Here is an 18,266-nt window from a genome sequence, read left to right on the forward strand (position 1 = left end):
AGTCAGTCTGCGCCAACCGAACCGTTGTCCAAACGGCAGATTGCTCGACCCCATAATTCGATCACCGTGCGGGCGTGCTCATGATTACCTTGAAACTCAATGGAAAAGATCACCAACTGGATGTGACCGAGGACATGCCGCTGCTGTGGGCTATCCGGGATGTGGCCGGTTACAACGGCACCAAGTTCGGCTGCGGCATGGGCCTGTGTGGCGCCTGTACCATTCACATCGACGGCGCCCCGGCGCGCAGTTGCATCACCCCGATTGGTTCGGTGAAAGGCCAGAACGTCACCACCATCGATGCCCTTCATGTCGACCCGGTCGGGCAAATTGTCCAGAAGGCCTGGCTCGATACTGCCGTGGCCCAGTGCGGCTACTGTCAGGGCGGGCAGATCATGTCCGCGACCGCCTTGCTCAAGACCAATCCCAACCCGAGCGATGAGCAGATCGAAGAGGCCATGGTCGGCAACATCTGCCGCTGCGGCACTTATAACCGGATCAAGACTGCGATCCGCCAGGCGTCCACCCACCTGAAGGAGGCCAAGGCATGAGCCGCTTGCCCAATGATTTTGTGCTGAGCAACCTCAGCCGCCGTGGTTTCCTCAAAGGCGCGAGCGCCACGGGTGTGTTGGTGCTGGCCGCCAGTTGGGGCCTGCCGGACGCCTTTGCCGAGGACAAGAAGTTCGGCGGCGAGGGCATGCCCAATGGTGTGATCGACGATCCGAAGGTGTACGTGAGCATCGCCACCGATGGCAGCGTGACGGTGATCTGCAACCGTTCGGAAATGGGCCAGGGTGTGCGCACCAGCCTGACCATGGTGGTGGCCGATGAACTGGACGCTGACTGGGCGCAGGTCAAGGTGCGGCAGGCACCGGCGGATGAGGTGCGCTTCGGCAACCAGGACACCGATGGCTCGCGCAGTATGCGCCACTGGTACGAACCAATGCGTCGTTGCGGGGCCGCTGCCCGGACCATGTTGGAACTGGCCGCCGCTGCCCAGTGGAAAGTCCCGGCGAGTGAGTGTCGTGCCCAATTGCACAAAGTCGTGCACCAGCCTTCCGGTCGGGAACTGGGGTATGGCGCGTTGGCCGCCGCGGCCAGTGCCTTGCCAGTTCCCGCCCGTGACAGCCTGCGCCTCAAGCAACCTTCGGAATTTCGCTACATCGGTAAGGAGTCGAGCCGGGCCATCGATGGCGAAGACGTCGTCAACGGTCGTGCCGTGTTCGGGGCTGATGTACATTTCGATGGCATGCTCTATGCCGTCGTGGCTCGCCCGCCAGTCTATGGTGGCAAGGTCAAGCGCGTGGACAGCAGCGCGGCGCTGAAAGTACCGGGCGTGGTCAAGGTGCTGCAGATCGAAGGACGTCCGCTGCCCTCCGAATTCCAGCCTCTGGGCGGCGTGGCGGTAGTGGCGAAAAACACCTGGGCGGCGATCAAGGGCCGCGAGGCGCTGAAAATCGAGTGGGATGACGGCCCGAATGCCGGCTATGACTCCGTCGCCTATCGCAAGGAACTGGAAGCCGCTGCCCTCAAGCCCGGGAAAGTCTTGCGCAACACTGGCGATCTGGACGACGCGCTGGCCAAGGCTGACGCAACCCTGGAGGCGTCCTATTACCTGCCGCACCTGTCGCAGTCGCCGATGGAGCCGATGGTCGCCGTCGCCCGGTTCAAGGATGGCCAGTGCGAAGCCTGGGCACCGAGCCAGGCGCCGCAGGTCACCCGTGAACGCGTCGCCGAACGATTGGGGATCCCTTTCGACAAGGTTATCGTGCACATCACGCTGCTGGGCGGTGGTTTCGGGCGCAAGTCCAAGCCCGATTTCGTCCTCGAGGCGGCCGTGTTGGCCAAGGAGTTTCCAGGCCAGGCGGTGCGGGTGCAGTGGACCCGCGAAGATGACATCCATCATTCGTATTTCCACACCGTATCGGCCGAATACCTCAAGGCTGGCCTGAACCAGGACGGGATGCCGTCCGGCTGGCTGCATCGCACCGTCGCCCCGAGCATTACCGCACTGTTTGCACCGGGCATGACCCACGAAGCGCCGTTCGAAGTGGGCATGGGCGTGACCAACATGGCCTACGCAATTCCCAACATGCGCCTGGAGAACCCCGAAGCGGTGGCCCATACGAGGGTTGGCTGGTACCGCTCGGTGTCGAATATTCCCCACGGTTTTGCGATTCAGAGTTTCATCGACGAATTGGCCCACAAGGCCGGCCAGGATCCACTGGCGTATCACCTCAAATTGCTTGGCCCGGACCGTAAGATCGATCCGCGCACCTTGAATGAAGAATGGAACTACGGCGAATCCCCCGAGCTTTATCCCATCGATACGGCGCGGATCCGCACCGTGCTGGAAACCGCCGCCAAGGCCGCCGGGTGGGGCCGCAAACTGCCCAAGGGCCGTGGCCTGGGGTTGGCGGTGCACTACAGCTTCGTCACCTATGTGGCGACAGCGCTGGAGGTGGAGGTCAAGGACGATGGTACGTTGATCGTGCACAAGGCCGATATTGCCGTGGACTGCGGCCCGCAGATCAACCCCGAGCGTATCCGTTCCCAGTTCGAAGGCGCCTGCGTCATGGGCCTGGGCAATGCGGTGGTGGGGGAGATCAGCTTCAAGGACGGCAAGGTCCAGCAAGACAACTTCCACATGTACGAAGTGGCACGCATGTCCTTGGCTCCCAAGGAGGTCGCGGTGCACTTGGTCACGCCGCCGGGCGAGGTGCCGTTGGGCGGTGTGGGTGAACCGGGTGTGCCGCCGATTGCGCCGGCGCTGTGCAACGCGATTTTCGCCGCCACCGGCAAGCGCATCCGCGAGCTGCCCGTGCGTTATCAGTTGCAGGGCTGGCAGCAGGCCAGAACCTGATGGACAGCGTTGATCTGAACGTCCTGCGCAGCGTGCTTGAGTGGCGCCGCGCCGGGCAGCGGGTGGTGTTGTTCACTGTGGTCCAGACTTGGGGCACGGCGCCGAGGCCGCCGGGGGCGATGCTGGCCCTGCGTGAAGACGGCGTGGTGATTGGCTCGGTATCGGGCGGTTGTGTCGAGGATGACCTGATCGCCCGGCTGCACGACGGGCGTATTCCGGCGGACGGTCCGCCAGTGCAGCTCATCACCTATGGCGTGACTCGTGAGGAGGCGGCGCGCTTCGGCCTGCCGTGCGGCGGTACCTTGCGCCTGACCGAAGAACGGGTCGGCGATCCGCAATGGGTCGCGCAACTGCTGGAGCGCTGCGATGGCCATGAGATTGTCGCCCGTGAGCTGACCGTCGCCACAGGCGAAGTGCTGCTGACGCAGGCCAGCAAAACCGATGCGCTGGTATTCGACGGTCAAGTCCTGCGGGCCATCTACGGCCCGCGCTGGCGGCTGCTGTTGATCGGCGCGGGGCAACTGTCGCGTTATGTGGCAGAAATGGCCCGGTTGCTGGATTTCGAGGTGTTGATCTGCGATCCGCGCAAGGAATTTGTCTACGGTTGGGAAGAGCAGCATGGCCGCTTCGTTTCCGGCATGCCCGACGAAGCGGTGTTGAGCGTCCAGACCGACGAGCGCACCGCCATTGTCGCCCTGACCCATGATCCACGATTGGACGATATGGCGCTGCTCACGGCCCTGGACTCCAAGGCGTTTTATGTCGGGGCCCTGGGCTCTCGGGTGAACAGCCAGAAGCGCCGGGATAACCTGGCTCAGCTAGGCTTGTCTGCACAGGCTATCGAACGGCTGCATGGGCCGATCGGTTTGCACATTGGCAGCCATACGCCGGCGGAAATTGCCTTGTCTTTGCTGGCTGAAATCGTGGCGATCAAGAATGGCGTCGAGTTGCGTCAGAAAAAGCCGCTGTAATCGGCGGGCGAGGAGACGGGATGACTGAATCGATTGGCGTGATCATTCTCGCGGCAGGATCGGGCAGCCGTTTCCGTCAGGTTGCAGGCCAGGACAAAGATAAACTGCTGGCCGATTGCACGGGGCGTGACGGCGCTGTCCGATCGGTCATCGAGCAGGTGCTGGTGAACTTGCCGCCTTCTCTGGAAAAACGCGTGCTGGTGACCCGTGAGGACCGTCCACAGGCTATTCGCATGGCCCAGGCTTACGGGTGCGATTTTGTACAACTGGACTCGCCTGGGCTGGGTGACAGTATCGCTGCGGGTGTCCAGGCTTGCCCGGACCTGGATGGCTGGTTGATCGTGCTCGGTGATATGCCGTTCATCCTGCCGTCAAGCATCGAGCAGGTAGTGGCGCAGATCAGCGAAGATGGCATCAGTGTGCCGGTCCTGGCGGGTGAGTATGGGCATCCCGTGGGGTTTGGTCGTGCGTTTGGCCCGCAATTGATGGCATTGACCGCTGATCGCGGCGCCAAGGGGTTGTTTACCGGGGCGCGGGTGGTCGAGGTGGCAGTGGACGATCCTGGGGTGGTTTGGGATGTGGACGTGCCTGAAGCGCTGATCTTCAAGTAACAGCCGACGCGGATTCCTGTGGGGCAGGCAACATTGATACAAGCCGGGCCGGCGCTATCGCGAGCAGGCTCGCTCCCACATTGAATTTCGATGGTCGCGAAATTTATGCCTGCCGCCAATCTCCTGTGGGAGCGAGCCTGCTCGCGATAGCGCTGCGTCAGCTTGCATCAAGGGTGGACGCCGGGCCATGTTCGCCAGCAAGCCCGCTCCACACCATCCAGCTTCCAACACTCATGTAACTAAGTCTGAAGACATAAAAAAGCCCCGCCTGGCGTCAACCAGGCGGGGCTTTTTACTGGGCGGTGGAATCAGGCGTGAGGTTTAGGCTCGTGCTCTTTTTCCAGGGCTTCAGTGTGGCGAGGTGCGACTTCTTCAGCGGAGTGCTGAGGTTCGTCGATCACTGGCGCCGATTCAGCGGGAGCGGTTTCGCTGGTGGTTTCAGCGACCGGGGCAGGGGCTGCCTCGATTGCTTGCTCCACGGGTGCTGGCTCAGCGGCAGGCGCTTGAGCAGCGGCAGCGGCAGCTTGTTCGGCTTCCTTCTGCAGACGCTCGGCTTCACGCTTGCGACGACGTACTTCACGCGGATCGTTCGGCGCACGACCGTTGGGGGTCAGGGCGCTGGCAGGGGCAGGCGCCTCCACCTCTACCGGGGCTGGAGCTTCGGCAACCACAGGCGCTTGAACCGCTGGAGCTGGCTCGACCACGACCGGCTCGGCTGCTTTCACGGCTTCTGCTGCCGGCTCGGCTTCGACGACGGCTGGCTCGGCGTGCCAGTTGAACGCGGTCTGTTCTTCGCGAACCGGCTCCGGCGCTTTTTCCTCGATCACAGCTTCGATCACAGGTTCAGCGGCAACCACAGGTTGCTCGATGACAGGTGCAGGCTCGGAAACTGCTTCTGCCTGAGGCTCGGCTTCACGAACCGGGGCGAGTTCCACTTCTGGCGAAGCGGTGGTTTCTACCGGGGTAGTGGTTTCGACCACAGGCGCTTCAACCGGTGCGTTTTCCACCACGGCGGTAGCGCGCTCGGCCTGTTCGTGAGCCTCGGCTTCAGCGGGGGCGCTGATCGAGCTGCTGGCAACCGCGGCGGTGACGGCCAGGCCGGCGGCCAGGTCGGCAGCGCTTGGCGCTTCGGCGTTCTCGGCGGATTCGGAGGCTTCCGAACCTTCGATCACATTGCCGTTGGCGTCACGTTGACGCTCACGACGGTTGCTGCGGCGACGCTGCCCACGGGAGCGGCGGCGTGGACGATCGCCTTCGGCGTTGTCCTGACCGTCTTCCTGCAGTTGCTCTTCGCTGTTCAGTACTTCCTCTTCGGTGGCAGCGGCAGCCTGCTCGGCGCGTGGTTGACGCTCTTCACGTGGCGGACGCGGTGCGCGCTCTTCGCGAGGCTGACGGGCCGGACGCTCTTCAGCGGTGGCGGCAGCAGCGGCGGGAGCGGCATCCAGCGGTTCGCGCAGCTCGCGAACACGTTCTTCACGCTCGCCACGTGGCTTGCGATCTTCACGAGGCGCGCGGGGTTGGCGCTCTTCACGCGGCGGACGCGGCGCGCGTTCTTCGCGGGCTACGGCTGGCACTTCCTCACGGGCTTCGCGAGGCTGGCGTTCTTCACGTGGCTCACGTGGTGCGCGCTCTTCACGCGGTGCACGCTCTTCACGGGGTTTGCGCTCCTCGTCACGACGACCGTTGCGGTTGCGGGTCTGCTGACGACCATTGCGACGTTCTTCGTTGCGGGCTGGACGCTCGGTAGCCGCTGGCTTGGCGACAACGGTCGGCGCAGCCGGCTCTTCCTTGGTGGCGAACAGGCTGACCAGGGATTTCACCAGGCCTTTGAACAGGCTTGGTTCAGGTGCGGCGGCAGGTGCCGGTGCCGGCGCGGCTGCTTCGGTCGGAACCGGTGCATTGGCGCGGGCTGGAGCCGTCTTGACCGCAGCTTCCTGGCGAACCAAGGTGCGAGTGGCGGCAGCCGGCTGCACTTCTTCCACTTCGGCAGCGGCAGCAGCGATTTCGTAGCTGGACTGATTGGTGTGGGCTTCCGGGCTGTCATCACGCAGGCGCTGCACTTCGAAGTGCGGCGTCTCGAGGTGATCGTTCGGCAGGATGACGATACGGGCGCGGGTGCGCAGTTCGATCTTGGTGATCGAGTTGCGTTTTTCGTTGAGCAGGAACGCAGCCACCGGGATCGGCACCTGGGCGCGAACTTCGGCGGTGCGGTCTTTCAGGGCTTCTTCTTCGATCAGGCGCAGGATCGCCAGGGACAGCGACTCGACGTCACGGATGATGCCGGTGCCGTTGCAACGCGGGCAGACGATGCCGCTGCTCTCGCCCAAAGAAGGACGCAGGCGCTGACGGGACATTTCCAGCAGGCCGAAGCGCGAGATGCGACCGACCTGTACGCGGGCGCGGTCGGCTTCCAGGCACTCACGGACCTTCTCTTCCACGGCGCGCTGGTTCTTGGCCGGGGTCATGTCGATGAAGTCGATGACGATCAGGCCGCCGATGTCGCGCAGGCGCAACTGACGGGCGATTTCTTCGGCGGCTTCAAGGTTGGTCTGCAGGGCGGTTTCTTCGATGTCGCTGCCTTTGGTGGCGCGCGCCGAGTTGATGTCGATGGACACCAGGGCTTCGGTCGGATCGATGACGATGGAGCCGCCGGACGGCAGTTCGACGACGCGCTGGAACGCGGTCTCGATCTGGCTTTCGATCTGGAAACGGTTGAACAGCGGAACGCTGTCTTCGTAGAGTTTGATCTTGCTGGCGTACTGCGGCATGACCTGGCGGATGAAGGTCAGGGCTTCGTCCTGGGCTTCAACGCTGTCGATCAACACTTCGCCGATGTCCTGGCGCAGGTAATCGCGGATCGCGCGGATGATGACATTGCTTTCCTGATAGATCAGGAACGGCGCGGAGCGATCCAGCGAGGCTTCCTTGATGGCGGTCCACAGTTGCAGCAGGTAGTCGAGGTCCCACTGCATTTCTTCGCTGCTGCGGCCAAGGCCGGCGGTGCGAACGATCAGGCCCATGTCGGCTGGGGCAACCAGGCCGTTGAGGGCTTCGCGCAGTTCATTGCGCTCTTCGCCTTCGATGCGGCGGGAGATACCACCGGCGCGAGGGTTGTTCGGCATCAGGACCAGGTAACGGCCCGCCAGGCTGATGAAGGTGGTCAGGGCTGCGCCCTTGTTGCCACGCTCTTCTTTTTCGACCTGGACGATGACTTCCTGGCCTTCGCTCAGGACGTCCTTGATGTTGACGCGGCCTTCAGGGGCCTTCTTGAAGTATTCGCGGGAGATTTCTTTGAGGGGCAGGAAGCCGTGGCGCTCGGAGCCGAAATCGACAAAGGCAGCCTCAAGGCTTGGTTCGATGCGAGTAATCCGGCCTTTATAGATGTTGGCCTTCTTCTGCTCGCGTGCACCGGATTCGATATCCAGGTCGTAGAGGCGCTGGCCGTCTACCAGTGCAACACGCAACTCTTCGGGTTGAGTTGCGTTAATCAGCATTCTTTTCATGTAGTACCGTCGGTTTCCGGGCTGCCGGAAACGGCGTTCGGCACACACGACTTCTCACGGTCGGTGTCAGGTGCGTCATGGAAGTGGCCGGGCCATTCCAGTGTCCAGCGAGTTCGACCCAATGATGGCGAAGTCGCGACGGACGCGTCCTGCTTGCTGGCTGTTCAAGCACTCAGTCAGGAGGAGGAATCAACCGGCGCCTGTGGACGAGATGAAGCGTCTAAATATAAGCCTAGTGCTACACAGTCCGACGGTTGTACATCTCCACCCTACACGTATCCCTGATAATCGGGTGCTGCCGCGCGCAGAATCCGCAGCGGGTTGGCATTTACCGTGAGCTCCGAAAGGGGAGGTCACGCATCATGGCTAATTTAGGCGTTGTTTCCGAAGCTCTCGCTCGGGGTCGTCTACCGGTGACTGCACTTTGTGAACTGGCCGTGAATGTGGCGCGCAAGGCGAGTCAAAACTCTGCTTTGCCGCGTATTTCAGGCCTCATGTCACCTGCGCTCGTTACACCTGCAAACTCTGCCGTTATCTAGCAAAAGCCCCGTAGGACGGCCTCTCGTCCTCGTGAATTGCGTTGGTCAGGGCCGGTTTTTGACCGTTAGTCCGCTGTCCGGCCGCTTTTGGCGGCGTTCGCGACTATAGCAGCAATGATTAAGTGCTTCAATTCCATAAAAAATTGTTATCATCGCCGCCATGACGACTACTGCCCCTTCGACCCCTGGCGTTCAACTGCTCGAGGTCTCGCCGGAATATGCCGGCCAACGAATCGATAACTTCCTTCTAGCCCGACTCAAAGGCGTGCCCAAGACCTTGATCTATCGCATTTTGCGCAAGGGTGAAGTGCGGGTGAACAAAGGACGGATCAAGCCCGAATACAAGCTTCAGGCGGGCGATATCGTGCGCGTGCCGCCGGTTCGCGTGCCCGAGCGCGATGAGCCCGTGCCCCTGGCCCAAGGCCTGTTGCAGCGCCTGGAAGCCTCGATCGTCTTCGAAGACAAGGCGCTGATCGTGCTCAACAAGCCTGCGGGCATTGCGGTTCACGGCGGCAGCGGCCTGAATTTCGGCGTGATCGAGGCCTTTCGTCAGTTGCGTCCCGACGCCAAGGAGCTGGAGTTGGTCCATCGCCTGGATCGCGACACCTCCGGCCTGCTGATGATCGCCAAGAAACGCAGCATGTTGCGGCATTTGCATGAGCAATTGCGCGGCGATGGCGTCGACAAGCGCTACATGGCGCTGGTGCGGGGACGTTGGGATACCTCCATCAAGCAAGTTCGGGCGCCGTTGCTCAAGAGCAACCTGCGTTCCGGCGAGCGCATGGTGGAAGTCAACGAAGAAGGCAAGGAGGCCCTGACAGTGTTCAAGGTCCTGCGCCGCTTCGGTGATTTCGCCACCATGGTCGAGGCCAAGCCGGTGACTGGCCGCACCCACCAGATTCGCGTCCATACGCTACATGCCGGGCATTGCATCGCTGGGGACAGCAAGTACGGCGATGACGACTTCACCCGGGAAATCCGTGATCTGGGTGGCAAACGCCTGTTTCTCCATGCCTACATGTTGACCGTGCCGTTGCCCGATGGTGGTGAGCTGAAATTGCAGGCTCCGGTGGATGAAATGTGGGCCAAGACCGTGGAGCGGTTGAGTGCATCCTGAATACAAGCTGCTGATCTTCGATTGGGATGGCACTCTGGCGAACTCCATCGGTCGGATCGTGGAGGCAATGCATGCCGCCTCTGATCGTGCAGGTTTTGCCAGGTGTGATGATTTTGCCGTGAAGGGCATCATCGGCCTCGGCTTGCCGGAAGCGATCCGCAGTCTGTACCCGGAGATCAGTGACCCTGAGCTGCTGGTTTTTCGCCAGTATTACGCTGATCACTACATTGCGCTGGAGGCTGAGCCTTCGCCGTTGTTTGACGGTGTGGTAGACACTCTTGAAACCTTGAGGGGCGAGGGGTATCGCTTGGCTGTCGCCACCGGCAAGGCGCGTCGCGGGCTGGATCGAGTGTTGAAGTCCCATGGCTGGGACGATTATTTCGATATCACCCGGGCTGCGGACGAAACGGCCAGTAAACCGCATCCGCTGATGCTCGAGCAAATACTGGCTCACTGCGGCATGCAGCCGGAACAGGCGTTGATGGTGGGGGATTCCTCGTTCGACCTGCAGATGGCGCGCAACGCCGGTATGGGGTCGGTTGCGGTGAGTTACGGCGCGCAGACGATTGCGGCGCTGCAAGCCTTCGAACCGCAGTTGGCGATCGATCATTTTCCTGAATTGCACGCCTGGCTGAGCCGGCGGGCCAATTAAGTTTTTGCTGGGGATACTTGCATGACCGACGAATGGAAGGCACCGGCCAAGGCGAGCGCCGAGAACGGTGACGACAAAAGCTGGAAGCTGTTGGAGAAGACCTTGCTGGCCGGTGTGCAGGAGCAGCGTCGTTCCCGCCGCTGGGGCATTTTCTTCAAGCTGCTGACGTTCGTTTATCTCTTTGTTGCGCTATTGCTGTTCACGCCCCTGTTCGACATGGAAAAAAGCGCCGTGCGGGGTTCTGCGTACACCGCATTGATCGACATCGAAGGCATGATTGCCCATAAGGAGCCTGCCAGCGCGGACAATATCGTCGGTAGCCTGCGGGCTGCTTTCGAAGATCCCAAGGTCAAGGGTGTGATCTTGCGCATCAACAGTCCGGGTGGCAGCCCGGTGCAGTCGGGTTATGTCTATGACGAGATCGTCCGGTTGCGCGCGTTGCACCCGAACACCAAGGTCTACGCCGTCATTTCCGATCTGGGGGCTTCCGGTGCGTACTATATTGCCAGCGCGGCCGATCAGATCTATGCCGACAAGGCGAGCCTGGTGGGCTCCATTGGCGTGACGGCGGCCGGCTATGGTTTTGTCGGGACGATGGAGAAACTGGGCGTGGAGCGCCGGGTGTACACCTCCGGCGAGCACAAGTCGTTCCTTGACCCGTTTCAGCCGCAAAAGCCTGAAGAAACCGCGTTTTGGCAGGGCGTGCTCGACACGACCCACAAGCAATTCATTGCCAGTGTCAAAAAAGGCCGGGGTGAGCGCCTCAAGGACAAGGAGCATCCCGAGCTGTTCTCTGGGCTGGTCTGGTCTGGGGAGCAGGCCTTGCCGCTGGGCTTGATCGATGGCCTGGGCAGCGCCAGTTCGGTGGCGCGGGACGTGATTGGCGAAAAAGAGCTGGTGGATTTCACCATCGAAGAGTCGCCGTTTGATCGCTTCTCGAAGAAGCTGGGGGCGAGCATTGCCGAGCATCTGGCGATGTGGATGGGGTTCCAAGGGCCGTCATTGCGCTAGTTCGTTGGTTTGCGCGATCCCCTGTGGCTTGTCTGTGGGGGCAAAGCTTGCTCGCGATGAGCGATAACCCGGCTGGTCTGCATCATCGCGGCGCCTGCATCGCCGCGGGCAAGCCTTGCTCCCACAAATAAATGCCCTCGCTACAAGTCGTATGTTGGCTTAGGGAACCTGCACGCCCTCGACCAGCAACATATCCACAAGGCGAATCAGTGGCAGGCCAACCAGGCTGGTGGCGTCTGGCCCTTCCGTGCTCTGGAACAGGCTCACGCCAAGTCCTTCGGCCTTGAAGCTGCCCGCGCAGTCATAAGGTTGCTCGGCCAGCAGGTAGCGTTCGATGCGTGCAGGGTCCAGCGTGCGCATGTGGACGGTAAACGGAACGCAATCGACCTGGCAGGCGCCGGTCTGGCTGTTAAGTACCGCCAGGCCGGTCAGAAAGCTGATCCGGGCGCCGCTGGCGGCCAGCAGTTGTTCGCGGGCGTTCTCGAATGTATGGGGCTTGCCCAGGATGCGCTCGCCGAGCACGGCCACCTGGTCCGAACCGATGATCAAATGTGCCGGATGGCTGCTCGCCAGGGCCTGGGCTTTTTCCCGGGCCAGGCGTTTTACCAGGTCGAGTGCCGCCTCGTCAGGCCGGCGGCTTTCGTCGATGTCCGGTGAACTGCAGACGAACGGTAGCCCCAGACGGGCAAGCAATTGCCGGCGATACACTGAGCTTGAGGCGAGTAATAAAGGCAGCATGGGCATCTCCAAAAGGCAGGGGCGAATTCTAGCGAGGCGCGCAAGTGACGGACAGGGCTGAATTTCCTTTGACATGGCCGGGGGCATCCCTATAATGCTGCGCCTATGTTGAATGACCCGATTCCACCTCACGTTGACCCGCGCAAATTGGCTGACCGTGGCACCACCCTTCAAGGTGAACTGCTGCTGGCCGATTTGAAGAGACTCTGCGACCCGCTTTCCGACGATGTCGGTACGGTCCAGGCCAAATTCGTTTTTGAACGAGATGAACGTAAATCTGTGGTAATCCACAGCTTTATCGACACTGAAGTCAAAATGGTTTGCCAGCGTTGTCTTGAGCTGGTCACCCTGCCGATCCACAGCGAATGCAGTTATGCCGTGGTGAAGGAGGGTGCGAATACCCAGTCGTTACCGAAAGGTTATGACGTGCTGGAACTGGGCGAAGATCCATTGGATCTGCAGTCACTGATCGAGGAGGAGCTTCTGCTCGCCTTGCCCATTGTGCCTGCTCATCATCCGGAAGAATGCCAGCAGCCGGCGGGAGCAGATGAGCCCGAACCGAGCGAGGACGAGGTAACGCGGTCCAACCCGTTCAGTGTATTGGCGCAGTTAAAGCGTGACCCAAACGTTTAGGAGTTAATCAATTATGGCTGTTCAGCAGAACAAAAAATCCCGCTCTGCCCGTGACATGCGCCGTTCGCACGACGCTCTCGAGGCTAGCACCCTGTCTGTAGAAAAAACCACCGGTGAAGTTCACCTGCGTCACCACGTATCGCCAGAAGGCGTATACCGTGGTCGTAAAGTGATCGACAAGGGCGCTGACGAGTAATCCTTGTCCGCTCAAGTCATCGCGATTGACGCAATGGGCGGGGACTTCGGTCCCCGCAGCATTGTTCAGGCCAGCCTTGCTTGTCTGAATGCTACACCCTCGTTGCACCTGACCCTCGTTGGTCAACCCTCCCTTCTAGAAGAAATGCTCAACGGCCAATCGGCTGTGGATCGTTCGCGCCTGACGATCGCACCTGCGTCCGAAGTCATCACCATGGACGAAAAACCTGCCCAGGTCCTGCGTGGCAAGCCTGACGCCTCGATGCGTGTAGCCCTTCAGCTGCTGCGCGATGGCAAGGTCCAGGCGTGTGTCAGTGCAGGCAATACCGGTGCACTGATGGCGCTGTCGCGTTACGTGCTCAAGACCTTGCCGGGCATCGACCGGCCGGCGATGGTCGCGGCCATCCCCACCCAGCGTGGTTTTTGCCAGCTGCTTGATCTGGGCGCCAACGTCGATTGCAGTGCCGAGCATCTACTGCAGTTTGCAGTGATGGGCTCGGTAGCGGCTGAAACCCTGGGTATCGTGCGCCCTCGTGTAGCGCTGCTGAACATCGGTACCGAAGACATCAAGGGTAACCAGCAAGTCAAGCTGGCAGCCACGTTGTTGCAGGCTGCGCGGGGTATCAATTACATCGGCTTCGTTGAGGGCGATGGGTTGTACCGGGGTGAGGCGGACGTGGTGGTGTGTGACGGTTTTGTCGGCAATATTTTGCTCAAGTCCAGCGAAGGCCTGGCGACCATGATCGGCGCGCGTATCGAGAAGCTGTTCAGGCAGAACCTGGCCTCGCGGATGGTCGGTGCCCTGGCGTTGCCGTTGATGCGTCGGTTGCAGGCGGACCTGGCGCCGGCGCGGCATAACGGTGCAAGTTTTCTCGGGCTGCAGGGCATTGTGATCAAGAGTCATGGTTCGGCGGGCGTGCAGGGGTTTCAAAGTGCGATCAATCGCGCGCTGATCGAAATCCAGGAAAACCTGCCGGAGCGTCTTCATGGGCGCCTCGAAGATTTGTTAACTTAGGCGTTTTCGTCTGACAATGCTTAAATGTGACCGGTCGGTTCAAGCCGCCATCCAACTGTCAGTTTCCTAGCGCCCCCTGGGGCGTCAATTTTTGACGACAAGATCATTAGGGGCTTTGTTTTCATGTCTGCTTCTCTCGCATTCGTCTTTCCTGGGCAGGGTTCGCAGTCCCTCGGCATGCTTTCCGAGCTGGGCGCGCAATACCCGTTGATCCTCGAAACATTCAAAGAAGCTTCCGATGCTCTGGGCTATGACCTGTGGGCACTGACCCAGCAAGGGCCGGAAGAGCAACTCAATCAAACCGACAAAACCCAACCGGCCATCCTGACCGCCTCGATCGCACTCTGGCGCCTCTGGCTGGCCGAGGGCGGTGCGCGTCCGGCGTTCGTTGCCGGACACAGCCTGGGCGAATACAGCGCTCTGGTGGCTGCTGGCAGTCTGAGCCTGGGTGACGCGGTGAAGCTCGTGGAGCGTCGTGGCCAGTTGATGCAGGAGGCCGTTCCGGCCGGGCAGGGCGGCATGGCTGCGATTCTCGGCCTGGAAGATGCCGATGTGCTGGCAGCCTGCGCCGAAGCCGCGCAAGGCGAAGTGGTCAGCGCTGTGAACTTCAATTCACCTGGCCAGGTGGTGATTGCCGGTGCCAAGGCTGCTGTAGAACGCGCCATTGAAGGGTGCAAGAGCCGTGGTGCCAAGCGTGCCATGCCGTTGCCCGTCAGCGTGCCGTCGCACTGCGAACTGATGCGTCCGGCCGCTGAGCGTTTTGCCGAGTCTATCGCTGCCATTGACTGGCAGGCGCCACAGATTCCAGTGGTACAGAACGTCAGCGCCGATGTGGCTGCGGATCTTGAGACCCTCAAGCGCGATCTGCTGGAGCAACTCTACAAACCGGTTCGCTGGGTCGAATCGGTGCAGACCCTGGCGGCCAAGGGCGCGACCGAACTGGTCGAGTGCGGTCCTGGTAAAGTGCTGGCCGGTCTGAACAAACGCTGCGCCGAAGGCGTATCGACTTCCAATCTCAATACCCCAGATGCTTTCGCTGCCGCCCGTGCAGCGCAGGCCTGAACAGGAGAAGCTTGCATGAGTCTGCAAGGTAAAGTTGCACTGGTGACCGGTGCAAGCCGTGGCATCGGCCAGGCCATTGCCCTGGAACTGGGTCGTCAAGGCGCCATCGTTGTTGGTACCGCGACTTCCGCTTCGGGCGCCGAGCGCATCGCCGCTACCCTGAAGGAAAACGACATCCAAGGCACCGGTCTTGAACTGAACGTCACCAGCGATGAATCCGTTGCGGCGGTGCTGGCAAGCATTCAGGAACAGTTCGGTGCGCCGGCAATCCTGGTCAATAATGCCGGCATCACCCGCGATAACCTGATGATGCGCATGAAAGATGACGAATGGTTCGATGTGATCGATACCAACCTGAACAGCCTGTACCGGCTGTCCAAGGGCGTTCTGCGTGGTATGACCAAGGCCCGTTGGGGTCGAATTATCAGTATCGGTTCGGTTGTGGGTGCCATGGGCAACGCAGGCCAAGTAAACTATGCTGCGGCCAAAGCCGGTCTGGAAGGTTTCAGTCGTGCGCTGGCGCGTGAAGTGGGTTCGCGTTCGATTACGGTAAACTCTGTAGCCCCGGGTTTCATCGATACCGACATGACCCGTGAACTGCCGCAAGCGCAACGTGAAGCCTTGTTGACACAAATTCCGCTGGGTCGTCTGGGGCAAGCTCAAGAAATCGCGTCCGTGGTCGCTTTTCTTGCGTCGGATGGTGCGGCATACGTGACTGGGGCTACAATCCCGGTAAACGGCGGGATGTACATGAGTTAAATGTGACGGATTGCTTCAAAAAAATGTCATACGAGCTGTCTAAAATCCGTTATAAAGCTGCAATCTATTTATAGGCGGCGGGCTGCAGGGTTTGAGGAGTGAAGCTTTCGGTTGAAAAACCGAAAAGTCTTTCTATACACTTACCCACCGGCCAGCTGCCTGAATTTGTCCATTAGGAGTGAAAACAAGGTATGAGCACCATCGAAGAGCGCGTCAAGAAAATCGTTGCCGAGCAACTGGGCGTCAAAGAAGAAGAAGTGAAGAACGAAGCTGCCTTCGTTGAAGACCTGGGTGCCGACTCCCTTGACACCGTTGAGCTGGTGATGGCTCTGGAAGAGGAATTCGAGACCGAAATCCCTGACGAAGAAGCTGAAAAAATCACTACTGTTCAGCTGGCTATCGACTACATCAATAAGCATCAGGCTTAATTATTTTTAGTCGTCGCTAGCTGTCATGGAAAAACCGCACTGCCATCATGGCGTGCGGTTTTTTCTTTAGGCCTGATGCAAAGTCGTCATTAGAATAAAGGAGAGTGCTGTGTCGCGTAGACGCGTCGTAGTCACCGGTATGGGTATGTTGTCGCCACTGGGCACGGATGTGCCGAGCAGTTGGCAGGGCATTCTGGCTGGCCGTAGTGGCATTGGTCTGATCGAACACACCGACCTTTCTGCCTATTCCACCCGTTTTGGCGGCTCGGTAAAGGGTTTCAATGTCGAGGAGTACCTGTCGGTCAAAGAGGCCCGCAAGCTCGACTTGTTCATTCAATACGGCCTGGCAGCCGGATTCCAGGCCGTACGTAATGCCGGTCTTGAAGTCACCGATGCCAACCGTGAACGTATCGGCGTGGCCATGGGGTCGGGTATTGGCGGCTTGACCAATATCGAAGAAACCAGCCGTACGCTGCACGAGTCGGGGCCGCGACGGATTTCTCCGTTCTTTGTGCCGGGCTCGATCATCAATATGATTTCCGGTTTCCTGTCCATCCACCTGGGTGTGCAGGGGCCTAACTACGCTATTGCTACGGCGTGTACCACGGGCACCCACTGCATTGGCATGGCCGCGCGCAACATCATGTACGACGAGGCCGACGTGATGATTGCCGGCGGCGCCGAGATGGCGGCCTGCGGGCTGGGCATGGGTGGCTTCGGCGCATCCCGTGCGCTGTCGACCCGCAACGACGAACCGAGCCGCGCCAGCCGGCCGTGGGACAAGGGCCGAGACGGCTTTGTATTGTCCGACGGTTCCGGCGCGCTGGTACTCGAAGAGCTGGAGCATGCCAAGGCGCGCGGCGCGACCATTTATGCCGAGCTGATTGGCTTTGGCACCAGTGGCGATGCCTACCACATGACCTCGCCACCCGCCGACGGTGCCGGTGCTGCCCGCTGCATCACCAACGCACTGCGTGACGCGAAGGTCAACGCCGAGCAGGTGCAGTACATCAATGCCCATGGCACTTCGACCCCGGCGGGCGATCTTGCCGAGGCCCAGGCCATCAAGACCGTGTTCGGTGAGCACGCCTACAAACTGGCGGTCAGCTCGACCAAGTCCATGACCGGCCACCTGCTGGGTGCCGCGGGCGCGGTGGAAGCGATCTTCAGCGTACTGGCGATCAACAGCCAGGTCGCGCCACCGACCATCAACCTTGACGAGCCGGACGAAGGCTGCGATCTGGACTTCGTGCCACACACGGCGCGTGGCATGGACATCGATGTAGTGCTGTCCAACTCCTTCGGCTTTGGCGGTACCAACGGCTCGCTGGTGTTCCGCCGGTTCGCTGGTTGATGGAAAGCTGGGTCGACGGTCAGCCTGCCGACGTTCTGTCGCTCAAGGACCGCGGCCTGGCTTACGGCGATGGGTTGTTTGAAACCATCGCTGTGCGCAATGGCAAACCGGTATTGCCTGAGCGTCACCTGCAGCGTCTGGCGCTAGGTTGTCAGCGGTTGACGCTCCAGGTTGACATGGGGGCGTTGGAGGCTGAGTTGCGCGCCTACGCGCAATGCCTGGGTGACGGCGTACTTAAGTTGATCGTGACCCGCGGTGATGGTCTTCGCGGTTATGGCGCTGATCCCTCGGCGCCGTCCCGGCGCATCCTGCAGGGCAGTCCGCCGGCCGCCTATCCTCCAGTGCATGCCGAGCAGGGCGTTCGCCTGTTTCCCTGTGCCACCCGCCTGTCCGAGCAACCCTTGCTGGCCGGTCTCAAGCACCTCAATCGTCTTGAGCAAGTGATGGCCCGCGCCGAATGGCGCGATGCCGAGCACGCCGAAGGCTTGATGCTGGACACGTCCGGGCGAGTGATCGAAGGCGTCTTCAGTAACCTCTTTCTGGTGCGCGAGGGTGAATTGGTCACGGCGGACCTGAGCCGTTGTGGCGTGGCTGGCGTGATGCGGGCCGAATTATTGTATCAAGCCGAGTCTCAAGGCATCGCCACGCACATCACCGACATCCGCCTCGAACAGCTGCACCAGGCCGACGAAGTCTTCGTCTGCAACAGCGTTTATGGCGTATGGCCGGTACGTGCATGCGGTTCGGCGCGCTGGTCGACCGGGCCGCTCACCCGTAAACTGCAGACCCTTGCCCGCACGCTATTGGATGTTTGA

The 18,266-nt window shown here is 60.8% G+C and carries 17 protein-coding genes; 15 read left to right on the forward strand and 2 right to left on the reverse strand.

The genetic code is table 11. The annotated features are described in order from the left end of the window. Positions 1 to 80: 80 nt before the first annotated feature. Genes MKS85_RS08395 through MKS85_RS08410 form a run of 4 tightly spaced genes read left to right on the forward strand, consistent with a single transcriptional unit; the run spans position 81 to position 4,445 of the window. Positions 81 to 551, forward strand: a complete 471-nt coding sequence (locus tag MKS85_RS08395) for a (2Fe-2S)-binding protein (protein ID WP_047228187.1) — start codon at positions 81 to 83, stop codon at positions 549 to 551. Next, positions 548 to 2,863, forward strand: a complete 2,316-nt coding sequence (locus tag MKS85_RS08400) for a xanthine dehydrogenase family protein molybdopterin-binding subunit (RefSeq protein ID WP_188252041.1) — start codon at positions 548 to 550, stop codon at positions 2,861 to 2,863. Before MKS85_RS08395 ends, MKS85_RS08400 begins: the two co-directional genes overlap by 4 nt. Continuing rightward, a complete protein-coding gene (locus MKS85_RS08405; protein ID WP_188252042.1) occupies positions 2,863 to 3,834 on the forward strand; it encodes an XdhC family protein in 972 nt (323 codons plus the stop codon). The genes MKS85_RS08400 and MKS85_RS08405 overlap by 1 nt, the downstream gene beginning before the upstream one ends. 20 nt (positions 3,835 to 3,854) lie before the next feature. Then, complete coding sequence (locus MKS85_RS08410; RefSeq protein ID WP_047228190.1) at positions 3,855 to 4,445, forward strand: NTP transferase domain-containing protein; 591 nt, start codon at positions 3,855 to 3,857, stop codon at positions 4,443 to 4,445. A gap of 308 nt (positions 4,446 to 4,753) precedes the next feature. Here the strand turns inward: MKS85_RS08410 and rne are convergent, their stop codons facing one another. Next, on the reverse strand, positions 4,754 to 7,948 hold the full coding sequence (gene rne / locus MKS85_RS08415; protein ID WP_188252043.1) for a ribonuclease E: 3,195 nt from the start codon (positions 7,946 to 7,948) through the stop codon (positions 4,754 to 4,756). A gap of 699 nt (positions 7,949 to 8,647) precedes the next feature. On the opposite strand from rne, the gene rluC reads away from it, so the two are divergent. The 3 genes from rluC to MKS85_RS08430 are packed head-to-tail and all read left to right on the forward strand — an operon-like array spanning position 8,648 to position 11,267. Then, positions 8,648 to 9,604, forward strand: coding sequence for a 23S rRNA pseudouridine(955/2504/2580) synthase RluC (rluC, locus tag MKS85_RS08420; RefSeq protein ID WP_047228192.1), 957 nt, complete (start codon positions 8,648 to 8,650; stop codon positions 9,602 to 9,604). Continuing rightward, complete coding sequence (locus MKS85_RS08425) at positions 9,594 to 10,256, forward strand: HAD-IA family hydrolase (protein WP_047228193.1); 663 nt, start codon at positions 9,594 to 9,596, stop codon at positions 10,254 to 10,256. Before rluC ends, MKS85_RS08425 begins: the two co-directional genes overlap by 11 nt. A gap of 21 nt (positions 10,257 to 10,277) precedes the next feature. Beyond that, complete coding sequence (locus tag MKS85_RS08430; RefSeq protein WP_047228194.1) at positions 10,278 to 11,267, forward strand: S49 family peptidase; 990 nt, start codon at positions 10,278 to 10,280, stop codon at positions 11,265 to 11,267. 159 nt (positions 11,268 to 11,426) lie between these two features. On the opposite strand, the gene MKS85_RS08435 is transcribed toward MKS85_RS08430, so the two are convergent. Further along, positions 11,427 to 12,005 (reverse strand): nucleoside triphosphate pyrophosphatase, encoded by a 579-nt coding sequence (locus tag MKS85_RS08435; protein WP_188252044.1) that lies wholly within the window; start codon positions 12,003 to 12,005, stop codon positions 11,427 to 11,429. Between the two features lie 105 nt (positions 12,006 to 12,110). Here MKS85_RS08435 and MKS85_RS08440 point away from each other — a divergent pair, with 105 nt between their 5' ends. From MKS85_RS08440 to pabC, 8 genes are all read left to right on the forward strand, one after another. Further along, complete coding sequence (locus MKS85_RS08440) at positions 12,111 to 12,638, forward strand: YceD family protein (protein ID WP_003204262.1); 528 nt, start codon at positions 12,111 to 12,113, stop codon at positions 12,636 to 12,638. A gap of 13 nt (positions 12,639 to 12,651) precedes the next feature. Further along, positions 12,652 to 12,834, forward strand: a complete 183-nt coding sequence (gene rpmF, locus MKS85_RS08445; RefSeq protein WP_003179396.1) for a 50S ribosomal protein L32 — start codon at positions 12,652 to 12,654, stop codon at positions 12,832 to 12,834. A 3-nt stretch (positions 12,835 to 12,837) separates the two neighbouring features. Beyond that, positions 12,838 to 13,848, forward strand: coding sequence for a phosphate acyltransferase PlsX (gene plsX / locus MKS85_RS08450; protein ID WP_188252045.1), 1,011 nt, complete (start codon positions 12,838 to 12,840; stop codon positions 13,846 to 13,848). Positions 13,849 to 13,971: 123 nt separating this feature from the next. Further along, positions 13,972 to 14,910, forward strand: coding sequence for an ACP S-malonyltransferase (gene fabD / locus MKS85_RS08455; protein ID WP_107322018.1), 939 nt, complete (start codon positions 13,972 to 13,974; stop codon positions 14,908 to 14,910). A 15-nt stretch (positions 14,911 to 14,925) separates the two neighbouring features. Further along, a complete protein-coding gene (gene fabG / locus MKS85_RS08460; RefSeq protein ID WP_047228198.1) occupies positions 14,926 to 15,669 on the forward strand; it encodes a 3-oxoacyl-ACP reductase FabG in 744 nt (247 codons plus the stop codon). A gap of 191 nt (positions 15,670 to 15,860) precedes the next feature. Continuing rightward, the gene (gene acpP / locus MKS85_RS08465) at positions 15,861 to 16,097 is read left to right on the forward strand and encodes an acyl carrier protein (RefSeq protein ID WP_047228199.1); all 237 of its coding nucleotides are present in this window, start codon (positions 15,861 to 15,863) and stop codon (positions 16,095 to 16,097) included. 109 nt (positions 16,098 to 16,206) lie between these two features. After that, a complete protein-coding gene (fabF, locus tag MKS85_RS08470; protein ID WP_047228200.1) occupies positions 16,207 to 17,451 on the forward strand; it encodes a beta-ketoacyl-ACP synthase II in 1,245 nt (414 codons plus the stop codon). Continuing rightward, positions 17,451 to 18,266, forward strand: a complete 816-nt coding sequence (pabC, locus tag MKS85_RS08475; protein ID WP_160893067.1) for an aminodeoxychorismate lyase — start codon at positions 17,451 to 17,453, stop codon at positions 18,264 to 18,266. Before fabF ends, pabC begins: the two co-directional genes overlap by 1 nt.

Source organism: Pseudomonas sp. JL2, assembly GCF_031570495.1.
Taxonomy (GTDB): Bacteria; Pseudomonadota; Gammaproteobacteria; order Pseudomonadales; family Pseudomonadaceae; genus Aquipseudomonas; species Aquipseudomonas rhizophila.

Bases quoted from the DNA above. Each gene is read 5' to 3' on its own strand.
- MKS85_RS08395 (WP_047228187.1), top strand. From the start codon at position 81: ATGATTACCTTGAAACTCAATGGAAAAGATCACCAACTGGATGTGACC.
- MKS85_RS08400 (WP_188252041.1), top strand. From the start codon at position 548: ATGAGCCGCTTGCCCAATGATTTTGTGCTGAGCAACCTCAGCCGCCGT.
- MKS85_RS08405 (WP_188252042.1), top strand. From the start codon at position 2,863: ATGGACAGCGTTGATCTGAACGTCCTGCGCAGCGTGCTTGAGTGGCGC.
- MKS85_RS08410 (WP_047228190.1), top strand. From the start codon at position 3,855: ATGACTGAATCGATTGGCGTGATCATTCTCGCGGCAGGATCGGGCAGC.
- rne (WP_188252043.1), bottom strand. From the start codon at position 7,948: ATGAAAAGAATGCTGATTAACGCAACTCAACCCGAAGAGTTGCGTGTT.
- rluC (WP_047228192.1), top strand. From the start codon at position 8,648: ATGACGACTACTGCCCCTTCGACCCCTGGCGTTCAACTGCTCGAGGTC.
- MKS85_RS08430 (WP_047228194.1), top strand. From the start codon at position 10,278: ATGACCGACGAATGGAAGGCACCGGCCAAGGCGAGCGCCGAGAACGGT.
- MKS85_RS08435 (WP_188252044.1), bottom strand. From the start codon at position 12,005: ATGCTGCCTTTATTACTCGCCTCAAGCTCAGTGTATCGCCGGCAATTG.
- MKS85_RS08440 (WP_003204262.1), top strand. From the start codon at position 12,111: ATGTTGAATGACCCGATTCCACCTCACGTTGACCCGCGCAAATTGGCT.
- rpmF (WP_003179396.1), top strand. From the start codon at position 12,652: ATGGCTGTTCAGCAGAACAAAAAATCCCGCTCTGCCCGTGACATGCGC.
- fabD (WP_107322018.1), top strand. From the start codon at position 13,972: ATGTCTGCTTCTCTCGCATTCGTCTTTCCTGGGCAGGGTTCGCAGTCC.
- fabG (WP_047228198.1), top strand. From the start codon at position 14,926: ATGAGTCTGCAAGGTAAAGTTGCACTGGTGACCGGTGCAAGCCGTGGC.
- acpP (WP_047228199.1), top strand. From the start codon at position 15,861: ATGAGCACCATCGAAGAGCGCGTCAAGAAAATCGTTGCCGAGCAACTG.
- pabC (WP_160893067.1), top strand. From the start codon at position 17,451: ATGGAAAGCTGGGTCGACGGTCAGCCTGCCGACGTTCTGTCGCTCAAG.